The sequence below is a fragment of the Paraburkholderia nodosa DSM 21604 genome (genome assembly GCF_000519185.1).
GTDB lineage: Bacteria > Pseudomonadota > Gammaproteobacteria > Burkholderiales > Burkholderiaceae > Paraburkholderia > Paraburkholderia nodosa.
Genome location: NZ_JAFA01000018.1, coordinates 31,327 through 43,525 on the forward strand (window position 1 = coordinate 31,327; position 12,199 = coordinate 43,525).

At 65.9% G+C, this 12,199-nt stretch carries 9 protein-coding genes; 3 read left to right on the forward strand and 6 right to left on the reverse strand.

Annotated features, from left to right (window positions below; genetic code table 11):
- The first annotated feature begins 159 nt into the window (after window positions 1–159).
- The gene (locus tag A3CW_RS47495) at window positions 160–1,614 is read left to right on the forward strand and encodes a nucleobase:cation symporter-2 family protein (protein WP_051481693.1); all 1,455 of its coding nucleotides are present in this window, start codon (window positions 160–162) and stop codon (window positions 1,612–1,614) included.
- 230 nt (window positions 1,615–1,844) lie between these two features.
- On the opposite strand, the gene A3CW_RS0124585 is transcribed toward A3CW_RS47495, so the two are convergent.
- Genes A3CW_RS0124585 through A3CW_RS0124595 form a run of 3 tightly spaced genes read right to left on the reverse strand, consistent with a single transcriptional unit; the run spans window position 1,845 to window position 7,923 of the window.
- A complete protein-coding gene (locus tag A3CW_RS0124585; RefSeq protein WP_035513841.1) occupies window positions 1,845–3,380 on the reverse strand; it encodes an efflux transporter outer membrane subunit in 1,536 nt (511 codons plus the stop codon).
- A 1-nt stretch (window position 3,381) separates the two neighbouring features.
- A complete protein-coding gene (locus A3CW_RS0124590) occupies window positions 3,382–6,645 on the reverse strand; it encodes an efflux RND transporter permease subunit (RefSeq protein ID WP_028205930.1) in 3,264 nt (1,087 codons plus the stop codon).
- A gap of 15 nt (window positions 6,646–6,660) precedes the next feature.
- Entirely contained in the window at window positions 6,661–7,923 is a 1,263-nt protein-coding gene (locus tag A3CW_RS0124595; RefSeq protein WP_028205931.1) for an efflux RND transporter periplasmic adaptor subunit, read from the reverse strand.
- 435 nt (window positions 7,924–8,358) lie between these two features.
- Between A3CW_RS0124595 and A3CW_RS0124600 the strand changes: the two genes are divergently transcribed.
- Window positions 8,359–9,012, forward strand: a complete 654-nt coding sequence (locus tag A3CW_RS0124600; RefSeq protein WP_028205932.1) for a TetR family transcriptional regulator — start codon at window positions 8,359–8,361, stop codon at window positions 9,010–9,012.
- Window positions 9,013–9,078: 66 nt separating this feature from the next.
- Here the strand turns inward: A3CW_RS0124600 and A3CW_RS0124605 are convergent, their stop codons facing one another.
- Entirely contained in the window at window positions 9,079–9,714 is a 636-nt protein-coding gene (locus A3CW_RS0124605; protein ID WP_407669764.1) for a cysteine hydrolase family protein, read from the reverse strand.
- Between the two features lie 145 nt (window positions 9,715–9,859).
- Here A3CW_RS0124605 and A3CW_RS0124610 point away from each other — a divergent pair, with 145 nt between their 5' ends.
- Window positions 9,860–10,846, forward strand: a complete 987-nt coding sequence (locus tag A3CW_RS0124610) for a helix-turn-helix domain-containing protein (protein ID WP_028205934.1) — start codon at window positions 9,860–9,862, stop codon at window positions 10,844–10,846.
- 47 nt (window positions 10,847–10,893) lie between these two features.
- Here the strand turns inward: A3CW_RS0124610 and A3CW_RS47500 are convergent, their stop codons facing one another.
- Window positions 10,894–11,643, reverse strand: coding sequence for a CoxG family protein (locus A3CW_RS47500; protein ID WP_035513844.1), 750 nt, complete (start codon window positions 11,641–11,643; stop codon window positions 10,894–10,896).
- Between the two features lie 32 nt (window positions 11,644–11,675).
- Window positions 11,676–12,041, reverse strand: coding sequence for a DUF427 domain-containing protein (locus tag A3CW_RS0124625; protein ID WP_028205935.1), 366 nt, complete (start codon window positions 12,039–12,041; stop codon window positions 11,676–11,678).
- Window positions 12,042–12,199 lie beyond the last annotated feature (158 nt).

Genomic DNA, 12,199 nt, shown 5'->3' on the forward strand with positions numbered 1-12,199 from the left:
CCCACGCGCGCCGATCCCACCCTTATGTCGCCGGGCTATCGCCACGGGCGCATATCGTCACCGGAAAGCACGGAATAGTCTCCAGTGGTCTTGTTGCATATTTTCTTACCGCATACCTTGGAGGCCATATCCTTAAACAAAGAGACGGAGACAGACGACATGCAAGCCAAGGGCATTGAGGACCAGGCCGCCCAGCGGTCTGGCCAGAAGCAGGTCCACCCCTGCGACGAGCGCCTGCCGTTTAGCCAGCTGCTGACACTCGGTATCCAGCACGTGCTCGTGATGTACGCAGGCGCGGTGGCCGTGCCGCTCATCGTCGGCGGCGCGATCGGGCTGCCGAAGGACCAGATCGCCTTCCTCATCAGCGCCGACCTGTTCGCCTGCGGCATCGCCACGCTGATCCAGACGCTCGGCCTGTGGATCTTCGGCATCCGCCTGCCCGTGATCATGGGCTGCACGTTCGCCTCGGTGGGCCCGATGATCGCCATCGGCACCAATCCCTCGCTCGGCCTTCTCGATATCTTCGGCTCGACCATCGCGGCGGGTGCGATCGGCATCGTGATCGCGCCGATGATCGGCAAGCTGCTGCGCTTCTTCCCGCCTGTCGTGGTAGGCACCGTGATCGCGGTGATCGGCCTCTCGCTCATGGAAGTGGGCATCAACTGGGCCGCGGGCGGCGTGGGCAACCCCGACTACGGCAACCCCATCTACCTCGGCCTCTCGCTGCTCGTGCTGATGCTGATCCTGCTCATCAACAAGTTCGGGCGCGGCTTCATCGCCAATATCTCGGTGCTGCTCGGCATCGTCGCGGGCTTTGCCATCGCGCTGGCGCTCGGTCGCGTGAACCTCGAAGGCATGGCCAGCGCGCCGTGGGTCGGCATCGTCATGCCGTTCCACTTCGGCATGCCGAAGTTCCACAGCCTGCCGATCGCGACGATGGTGATCGTGATGTTCGTGACCTTCATCGAATCGACGGGCATGTTCCTCGCCGTGGGCGACATGGTCGAGCGCCCCGTCGATCAGGCCACGCTCGTGCGCGGCCTGCGCGTGGACGGTCTCGGCACGCTGATCGGCGGCATCTTCAACTCGTTCCCGCATACGTCGTTCTCGCAGAACGTGGGCCTCATCGGCGTGACGGGCGTGAAGAGCCGCTACGTGTGCGCGATGGGCGGCGTGATTCTCGTGCTGCTCGGCCTCTTTCCGAAGATGGCGCAGATGGTCGCCTCGGTGCCCGCCTTCGTGCTGGGCGGCGCAGGCATCGTGATGTTCGGCATGGTGGCGGCGAACGGCATCAAGGTGCTCTCGCGCGTGGACTTCGTGAAGAACCAGCACAACCTCTTCATCGTGGCCGTGAGCGTGGGTTTCGGCCTCGTGCCGGTGGTGTCCCCGCACTTCTTCGCCAAGCTGCCGCCCGCGCTTTCGCCTTTGCTCCATAGCGGCATCCTGCTCGCTTCGGTTTCGGCGGTGGTGCTGAACCTGATCTTCAACGGTGCGAAGAGCGAGAAAGCCGCCGAGCGCGCCATCCGCCGCGCCGGGCACGATCTCGAAGGCCGTCCCAACGCGGATCAGGCGCCGGATGCGGGCCACGAAATGCCGCGCTCGGCCGCGCACTGAGTCGATCGAATTGAGCTGATCGAAACGGGTTTGAATGTATTGAGTTGACGCGAGAGGTGCCCCGCTCGCAGGTGTCCATCTATACACAGGCGGGCGGGGTCTTTTGCTGGTTCGGCGCCATGGGAAACCATGGCGCTTTTTTTTTACCCGCTTTGCGCACGCCCACACGCGAAAAAAACGCCACGGTCTTCCGTGGCGTTCTTGGCTTCCGATTCCGAAGCCGTAGCGCGTTACCCCGCCGTCGCAGCCGAAGCCGCCACCGGCGCGCTGGCCGCGCCGTAATCGGCCGGCGCATCGGGCTCGCGCGGCGTCTCGCCCGAGTGCGCGATCCAGCCGCCGCCCAACGCGCGATACAGATCGACGAGGTTGGTCAGCCGCGCGAGGCGCGCCGTGACGAGCGACTGCTGCGCCGTGTAGAGGCTGGTCTGCGCGGCCAGCACCGGCAGATAGCTGTCCACGCCGTTCTTGTAGCGCAGTTCCGAAAGCGTGAGCGAGCGCTGGTTCGCAAAGGTGCTGCGCTCGAGCGCGGCGATCTGCTCGTCGTAGGTGCCGCGCGCAGCCAAACCGTCGGCCACTTCGCGGAACGCCGACTGGATCGACTTCTCGTAGTTGGCGATCTCGATGCGCTTCTCGACATTCGCGAGTTGCAGGTTCGCGATGTTCGACCCGCCTTCGAAGATCGGCAGCGTGATCTGCGGCGCGAAACTCCATGCTGCCGTGCCGGCCTTGAAGAGCCCGCCGAGCGACAGACTTTCGGTGCCGAACGCCGCCGTGAGCGAGATCTTCGGGAAGAACGCCGCACGCGCCGCGCCGATGTTGGCGTTTGCCGCGAGCAGCGTCTCTTCGGCCTGCATGATGTCCGGACGACGCGTGAGCAGATCCGAAGGCAGGCCTGCCGGAACGTCGTTGAGCAGAGGCTGGCCGTCGAGCGGCAGGCCTTGTGGCAGATCCGCCGGCAGCGGCTCGCCGATCAGCAGCACGAGTGCGTTTTCGGCCTGGGCGCGCGCCCGCAGTTGCGCCTGCATGTTGGCCTGCGCGTTCTCGACCACCGTCTGCGCCTGACGCAAATCGAGCTCGGTGCCGGTGCCCGTATCGAACTGCGCCTTCGCGATGTTGTACGAGTCCTGCGCCGTCTTGAGCGTTTCCTGCGTGACATTGAGCAGGTCGTCGTCGGAAAGCATGGTCAGGTACTGGTCAGCGACTTCCGAAACCAGCGTGATTTCCGCCGCCTTGCGCGCATACGCCGTCGAGAGGTACTGCGCCAACGCCTGGTCTTTCAGGCTGCGGATGCGCCCCCAGAAGTCCAGTTCCCACGAAGCCTGCACGCCCACGTTGTACACGCTGTACGGGTTGTTCACCGTGGTCTGAAAGTTCCTCGGCACGCGCGTACGCGTGTCCGTGCCCACGCCGTTGATCGCGGGGAACAGATCGGCGCGTACGATCTGATACTGCGCGCGCGCCGCCTCGACGTTGAGCACCGAGACGCGCAGATCGCGGTTGTTCTTCAGCGCGATGTCGACGAGTTGTTGCAGGCGCGGATCGACGAAGAATTCGCGCCAGCCGATGTCGGTCGCCGCGGCGCCATTGGCGCTCGGGGCAGCCTGGCCGTTCTGGCCATTCGCGCCCGCAGCAACCGGCTGCGTGGCGTACACGCCGCCTTGCGGGAAACTCTGCGACACCGGCGCTTCGGGCCGGTGGTACCACGGCTCCATCGTGCAACCCGCGAGGAGCGCGGTAGCCAATGCAATTACGGATAGTTTATGCATCTCAATGTCCTTCCTTGCCCGGGCCGTCGCCGTTGCCGCCGTCGTTGCCACCCGTGCCGCCCTGACCGCCAGCGCCACCGCCATCCGCGCCGTTGTCCTGGTCATGGTCGTGCGCGTGGTGCTCTTCGTAGTGCTGGAGCGCGACGTCCGCGTCTTCTTTCTCGCCGGCGAACTTCGCGCGAATCACCACGAAGAACATCGGGATCATGAAGATCGCGAGGAACGTGGCCGTGATCATCCCGCCGATCACGCCCGTGCCGATCGCGTGCTGCGAAGCCGAACCCGCGCCGTTACTGATCGCGAGCGGCAGCACGCCGAGAATGAACGCCATCGACGTCATGAGAATCGGCCGCAGACGCAGTCGCGAAGCTTCGAGCGCCGCCTCGATCGGTCCCATCTTCCCTTCGGCCTGCAGGTCGCGCGCGAACTCCACGATCAGAATCGCGTTCTTCGCCGACAGACCCACGGTGGTCAACAGACCCACCTGGAAGAACACGTCGTTCTCGAGGCCGCGCAAGGTCACCGCCAGCAGCGCGCCGAGCACGCCGAGCGGCACCACCATGATGACCGCGAACGGAATCGACCAGCTTTCATACAGCGCCGCGAGACACAGGAACACGACGAGGATCGAGATGCCGTACAGAATCGGCGCCTGCGAGCCCGACTGGCGCTCCTGGTACGACAGGCCCGTCCATTCGTAGCCGACGCCCGCGGGCAGCTTCGCCGCGATCTGCTCCATGGCCGTCATGGCCTGGCCGGTCGACTTGCCCTGGCTCGCCTGCCCCTGGATTTCCATCGCCGAAATACCGTTGTAACGCTCGAGCTTCGGCGAACCGTACGTCCAGTGGCCGCTCGCGAACGAAGTGAACGGCACCATTCCGCCCGAGCTGTTGCGCACGTACCAGAGACCGAGGTCTTCCGGGTTCATGCGGAACGGCGCGTCGGCCATCGCGTACACCTTCTTGATACGGCCGTCGGTGTCGAGGAAGTTGTTCACGTACGCCGATGCCCATGCGATCGAGAACGTCTGGTCGACCGCCGCCGACGTCACGCCAAGCGCATTGGCCTTCTCGCGGTCGATATCCACCTTGAACTGCGGCGTGTCGTTCAGGCCGTTCGGGCGCACGAGCGCAAGCGACGGGTCCTTCGCAGCCATGCCGAGCAGCATGTTGCGCGCTTCCATCAGCTTTTCGTGGCCGACGCCGCCGCGATCCTGCAGTTCGAAGTCGAAGCCCGACGCGGTGCCGAGTTCAGGAATCGAAGGCGGATTCACCGGGAAGATCATCGCGTCCTTGTAGCTCGCGAAGTGACCGTACATGCGGCGCACCAGCGCCTGGACCTTCTGGTCCGCATGCTGACGCTGCTTGTAGTCCTTCAGACGCACGAACACGAGACCCGAGTTCTGGCCGCGGCCCGCGAAGCTGAAGCCGTTCACGGTGAAGGTCGATTCGACGATGCTGCCTTCGTCCTTGAGCAGCCAGTCCTGGATGGTGGCGAGCGTGCGCGCCGTGGTTTCCTGCGTGGAGCCCGAAGGCGTCTGCACGATCACGAACATCGTGCCCTGGTCTTCATCGGGCAGGAACGACTTCGGCAGGCGCACGAACAGCAGGCCAACCGCGACGATCACCGCGAGGTAGATGATGAGCCAGCGGCCCGAGCGCTTGATCACGTGGTGCACGCCGCTGTGGTACTTGTCGCGGCTCGTCTCGAACGTGCGGTTGAACCAGCCGAAGAAGCCCTTCTTCTCTTCGTGGTGGCCCTTCGGAATCGGCTTGAGGATGGTCGCGCACAGCGCCGGCGTGAGAATCAGCGCGACGAGCACGGACAGCACCATCGCCGCCACGATCGTGAGCGAGAACTGCCGGTAGATGGCGCCCACCGAGCCGCCCGAGAACGCCACCGGCACGAACACCGCGGAGAGCACGAGCGCCACGCCCACCAGTGCGCCGGTGATCTGGCCCATGGCCTTGCGCGTGGCTTCCTTCGGCCCTAACCCCTCTTCCACCATCACCCGCTCGACGTTCTCCACGACCACGATCGCGTCGTCCACCAGCAGGCCGATGGCGAGCACGAGACCGAACATGGACAGCGTATTGATGGAGAAGCCCACCATCGCCATGATCGCGAACGTACCCAGCAGCACCACCGGCACCGCGATCGTCGGAATCAACGTCGCGCGCAGGTTCTGCAGGAACAGATACATCACGAGGAACACGAGCACGATGCCTTCCAGCAGCGTCTTGATCACTTCCTCGATCGACAGGCGCACGAACGGCGTCGTGTCGTACGGGTACTTCACGACGAGGCCGTGCGGGAAGTACTTCGAGAGGTCGTCGATCTTCTGGCGCACGAGCTTCGCGGTCTGCAGCGCGTTGGCGCCCGTCGCAAGCTGAATGCCGAGGCCGGCGGTCGGCGCACCGTTGTACTTCGTGTCGAAGTTATAGTTTTCGCCGCCCAGCGTGATGCGCGCCACGTCCTTCAGACGCACCTGCGAGCCGTCCTGGTTCACCTTCAGCAGGATGTCGCCGAACTGTGCCGGCGTCTGCAGCAGCGTCGCTTCGGTGATGGTCGCCTGGAACGACTGACCTGCCACCGCCGGCGTGCCGCCGAGCTGGCCGCCCGCGATCTGCACGTTCTGCGCGGTGATCGCCGCTGTGACGTCCGATGGCGTGAGCTGGAAGTTCGTGAGCTTGTTCGGATCGAGCCAGACACGCATCGCGTACTGCGAGCCGAACAGCGTGACCGTACCCACGCCGTCGATACGGCTGATCGGGTCCTGGATGTTCGACGCCACGTAGTTCGCGAGGTCGTACTTGGTCATGCTGCCGTCTTCGGACACGAACGCCAGCACCAGCAAGAAGCTGCTGCTCGACTTCGTGACCTTGATGCCGAGCTGCTGCACCACCTGCGGCAGGATCGGCGTGGCGAGCTGCAGCTTGTTCTGCACCTGCACCTGCGCGATGTCCGGGTCGGTGCCCGCGGCGAAGGTCAGCGTGATGGTAGCCGTGCCCGAGTCATCGGAAGTCGACGAAATGTACAGCAGGTGATCGAGACCGCTCATCTGCTGCTCGATCACCTGGGTGACCGTGTTTTCCACCGTCTTGGCCGACGCGCCCGGGTAGCTCGCGCTGATCTGGATGGACGGCGGCGCGATGGTCGGATACTGCGCGACCGGCAGCGTGAACACCGACGCCACACCTGCGAGCATCAGAATGATGGCGATCACCCATGCAAAGATTGGGCGATCAATAAAGAACTTTGCCATGAAGCAGGCTCCCCGTTATTGCGCTGCGGAGGCGGCAGGCGCAGCCGAGGCAGCCTTCGGCCCCGATGCGGCGCTGGCGGCGTTCGCATAGCCCGAAGCCGTTGCCATGTCGGCCGAAGGCGCGCCCGACGGCGGCGGCGGCGGCAGTTGCGCGGCAACCGGCTTGACCTGCGCACCCGGCTTGACCTTGTCCGTGCCCTGAACGATCACGCGGTCGCCGGCGTTCAGACCGCTCTGGACGACCCAGTCCTGGCCCTGCGTGCCCGCAGTGGTGATCGGCGTCGGCACGACCTTGTTGTCCTGGTTGACGACGTACACCGATGCCTGGCCCTTCTGGTCGTGCTGCACGCCGACCTGCGGCACGAGGAACGCGTTGTTGTTGATGCCTTCTTCGATGCGCGCGCGCACGAACATGCCCGGCAGCAGCACGCGGTCGGGGTTCGGGAAAATCGCGCGAACCGTGACCGAGCCCGTGGTCTGGTCGACGGTGACGTCGGAGAACTGGAGCTTGCCCTTTTCCGAATAGGTGCGGCCGTCTTCGAGCACGAGCGAAACCTTCGCGGCGTTCGGGCCGTTGGTCTTCAGGCGACCTTCCTGGATCTCGCGGCGCAGCTTCAGGCCATCGAGGCTCGACTGCGTGACGTCCACGTACATCGGATCGAGCTGCTGCACCGTCGACATCAACGTGGCCGCGCTCGCCTGCACATAGGCGCCCGGCGTGACCTGCGAGATGCCGACCTGGCCCGAGACCGGCGAAACGACGTCGGTATAGCCGAGATTGATCTGCGCGGTGTCGACGGCGGCCTTGCCGGCGGCGACGTCGGCGGCGGCCTGGCCCTGGGCGGAAACAGCGTTGTCGTAGTCCTGCTTGCTCACCGCATTGGCCTGCACGAGCACCTTGTAGCGCGCAACCAGTGCGTTCTGCGTGACGAGGTTGGCCTGCGCCTTGGCGAGCGTGGCCTTGGCGTTGTTGAGCGCGGCGATATACGGCGCCGGGTCGATCTTGTAGAGCCGCTGACCGGCCTTGACGAGCGCGCCTTCGATGAATTCGCGGCGCAGCACGATGCCGTCCACCCGTGCGCGCACTTGCGCGACGAGGAAGGCACTGGTACGGCCGGGAAGCTCGGAGACGACCGGCACGGAGGACGGCTGGACGGTGACGATACCCACTTCGGGGGCTTGCGGCGGCGGCGCCGACTGCTTTTGCCCGCAGGCTGCGAGCACGATGGCAGCCGTCGCGACACTGATTAGGCGGAATGGAACCCGTTCGACGCGCATGGAGCGACCTCTGTCTATAACTGACAATAAAAGCGTGCGGCGTCCTGCAACGAGGAGGACGACCACGCACGCCAGCATCTGGCAAATACCTGACGGATAAACCCGGTACTTCTTCTAGGAAGGCGCGTTCCGGTCTGCATATCCGTCCGGGCGATACTGCCGCGCGCCGCCGCGAGAGGCGTCGCGCATTGGGGTTTCTACGACCACTTGGCCAAGGACGGATATTAACCGGACATCACCACTTGAGGCACCCAGGTGGTGGGGTGCTATTATAGATACATTCGCGAACGAATGTAAAAGGACGTTACGTAACCGTTGAGTGGTACTTCAGGAGCGATCCGCGCATCACCTCCATATTACAAATCAATACATTACGGTTCGCACCCCAAATACATTTATTCCCCCTAACCCGCAGCAACGCACTCAACTTACAAAATGGTCCGCCGAACGAAAGAGGAAGCGCTGGAGACGCGCAACCGGATCCTCGACGCCGCCGAACACGTCTTTTACGAAAAGGGCGTGTCGCGCACTTCGCTGGCCGACATCGCCCAGACCGCTGGCGTGACGCGCGGCGCGATTTATTGGCATTTCGAAAACAAGGGCGACCTGTTCACGGCCATGTTCGACCGCGTGGTGCTGCCGCTCGACGAGCTGAAGGTGGCATCGACGGATCCCGGCGAGCCCGACCCGCTCGGGCGCATGCGCGATTTGTGCATTCTGTGTCTGCGCAATACGGCAACCGACGCGCGCCGCCGCCGCGTGTTCGAGATCCTGTTCCTGAAGTGCGAGTTCGTCGAGGAGATGGGACCCGTGATGGCGCGCCATCAGACCGATATGCGCGAGGGCCTGGCGAGCATCGAGCAGGGTTTGCGCAATGCGATGTCGAAGGGCCAGCTGCCCGCCGACCTCGACCCCAAGCGCGCTTCGCGCGTGCTCCATTCGTTCATTGGCGGCGCGCTGCGCGATATGGCGATCCTGCCGGACGTGTTCGACGTGGCGAGCAACGCCGAGCTGCACGTCGACGCGATGCTCGACGCGCTGCGCTTCAGCCCGTCGCTGCGTATTGGCGCGAGCGAGCCGGACGCCTGAGCCCTGCGCGCGCATCCCGGATCGATCGAGGCGGCCCACTGACGAGGCCGCCTTTTTCTTGACCGCTCAGGCCGACACGCGGTTCGCGCGGGCCCGTTGATTCGACGCGTAGATGTTGTCACGCGCGAGCGGCACGCCTTTTTCGACGGCGGCAAGCCAGGCATCCGTGCTCACGACCGCAGCGAAGCGCGAGTGCATCACCGCGCTGAACACGCGGTGGATCTCCTCGGCGCTAGCCGTTCCCGCCTCGTTCGCGTACGGCACCGAACCCGTCGCATCGGCCAGAAACTCCACGGCAAGACCCGCGTGGGTCGCCTCGAACACCGTCGAGGCGTCGCAGTTGTGCGTCATGTAGCCGGTCACCGTGAGCGTGTCGATGCCGTGCTCGGCCAGCCACGCTTTGAGATCGGTGCCCGCGAAGGCGCTCGGCAGCGCTTTTTCGACATAGTGATCGCGCTCGCGCGAGGCCACGACCGGATGCAGGTCGGCGCCCACGCTGCCGCGCGCGAAGAGCGGCGAGTCCGCCGGGGCGAAGTTCTGCACGACCACGACCGGCACGCCGGCCGCGCGCGCGGCGTCGATCGCGCGGCCGATATTGGCGAGCGACGTCTCGATGGGGGGATATTCGATCGGCAGATCGCCGCTGACATATTCGTTCTGCACGTCGATGACGACGAGCGCCCGGCGCGGATTCGCGGACATGGCCATGCCTCCTGGGGGTGAAAGGAACCGACCGGTCCGAAGACGCGAAGTCGATGGCGGGATTGTGGTGCCGCGCGCGCCGCCGTGACAGTGGCCCGGATGACAACTTTCGCTAAAATCGGGCCATTCCTCTTCGGGACTCGTCATGGCCACTGCTCCCCGTCAGGCGCCTTCACCGCCCCCGTTGCGCGTCGCCGTCATCGCCTTCGACCGCATCAGCCCGTTCCATCTCTCTGTGCCTTGCGTCGTGTTCGGCGAAGACCGCAGCGAAGGCGGCGTGCCGCCGTTTGAACTCGCCGTCTGCGCTGCGGAGCCCGGCACGCTCACGACCACGGCAGGCTTCACGATCGGCGCGCCGCGGGGCCTCGAGGGGCTGCGCGGCGCGGACGTGATCGTCGTGCCGAGCTGGCGCGACACCCACGAGGCGCCGCCCGCCGCGCTTTGCGACGCGCTGCGCGAAGCGCACGAGAGCGGCGCGATCCTCGTCGGGCTATGCCTCGGCGCCTATGTGCTCGCGCATGCGGGCCTGCTCGACGGCCGCCCGGGCACCACGCACTGGGCCGCCGCCGACGATTTCGCGCTGCGCTTTCCGGCCGTGCGCTTCGATCCCGGCGTGCTCTACATCGACGACGGCGACCTGCTCACCTCGGCGGGCACGGCGGCGGGACTCGATTGCTGCCTGCATCTCATGCGGCGCCTGTGCGGCTCGAGCGCCGCGAACTACGTGGCGCGGCGGCTCGTCGTGCCGCCGCATCGCCAGGGCAACCAGGCCCAGTACGTGCAGCAGCCGCTCGCGGCGGCCGGCCGCGGCGACCGTCTGCCGGGTCTGCTCGACTGGATTCGCGCCCACCTCGACGCGCCCCACACGCTCGATTCGCTCGCGCAGCGTGCGCTGATGAGCCGGCGCACCTTCACGCGCCAGTTCCGTTTGACGACGGGCTCGACGGTCAGCGCCTGGCTGCTCGGCGAGCGCCTCGCGCGCGCGCAGCAGTTGCTCGAAAGCACCGATCAGCCGATCGACGCGATCGCCCAGCGCGCGGGCTTCGGCTCGGCCGCGTCGCTGCGTCAGCATTTCGTGGAGGCGTTCAGGATCTCGCCGTCGGCGTGGCGGCGGGAGTTCCGGGGGGCGTGAGGGGTTCGACGGGCGGCGCACCTTGCGCGCGCCGCCCGCTGCCGCATTCAGGTCGCGGTAAACCAGCGCGCCGCATACAGCAGCAGCGCGACGAAAAAGATCATCGCGGCCCACGCCCAATACGGCATGGCGTGCGGCGGCGGCTCGTGATTCAGCGTGCTTGCCGCGCGGCCCGAGAGCGTGCCGCCCGCATGGTGCTGCGGCAGGATATGCGCGCGCCGGGCGAGACCGGCGAGGTTGATCGGCCGCAGGAACACGTGCTGCCGGCGCGGCTGCTCGCCCGCCACGCGGTTCGGCGCCTGGCCGTGCTTGACCGCAACCACGGCGCAGAACTCCGTGAAGAAGTCGTCGGCGAGTTCGTGCAGGGCGTTCTCGATCTGGCGCGGCGGCAGCTCGGAAAGCGGTCCCGTGAGCGTAGCCCACACCGAGTAGTCGATCCGCGTGCTCACATCCTTGCCCGTACCCGGCTCCCGCGTCGTGGCGCGCTCTTCGGGGCGCAGCGCGACGTCGATCTGGCCACGCAGCGAGCCGATGCCGTCCGCGCGGGCGCGAAAGCTCAGCACGCGCCGGGGCGTGAGCGGCACCTGCGCCGTGTCATTGGCAATGTGGGCACGCACTTCGTAGCGTGCGCGCAGCGGCCCGAGCGGCACCGTGAGCGTGATCGCGTATTCGCCGGGGCCGAGCCGCCTGAACGACTCGCAATGCTCCATGCTCGCGCGCACGAGCGCCACGTCCTGCAACGCCGCCCAGACGGCGGCCGGGTCGAGCGGAATTCTCAACGCATCGTTTAGTTCCATGGCGGCTCCCCTATGCAAGCTACCGGGCCATATCAGGAGGTCTGGTCGATCCGGTCTACGCGAGTCGCGTAGAAAGCCAGATACCCCTTGATGCCGCGTGCGTCATCGAGCGGCGCTTCGTAGCTCCAGGCCGCGTCGTCGACGCGCCCGTCTTCGGTACGCAAATGGAAATACGTCGCCTCGCCCTTGAACGGGCAATGCGAGGTCTGGCTGGAGCGTTCGAGTCGCGCCATGTTCACGTCGGCGCGCGGAAAGTAGAAGACGTCGGGGTAGCCGGTTTCGCAAAGGGTGACGGCGTGCAGCGTATCGGCAATGGTGATGCCGCCATGAATCACGCGCACGCGGTGACGGTTCGCGACGAGTTCGATGCGATGGTCCGCAGCCGGTTCGACCGCCATGTTCGGCTCCCCTGTTGGTAGGCGGCGCCTGCGGCGCCCTGCCCTCGCCGGCCGGCAGCCCGCACCGGTTCGCGTGGCACGCCGCCATGAAGGCGCGTGCCGTGCAATGCCACGGGATGGCCGCTCGCCAGTCGCCTGTCGCCGCGCCGATCACGCAA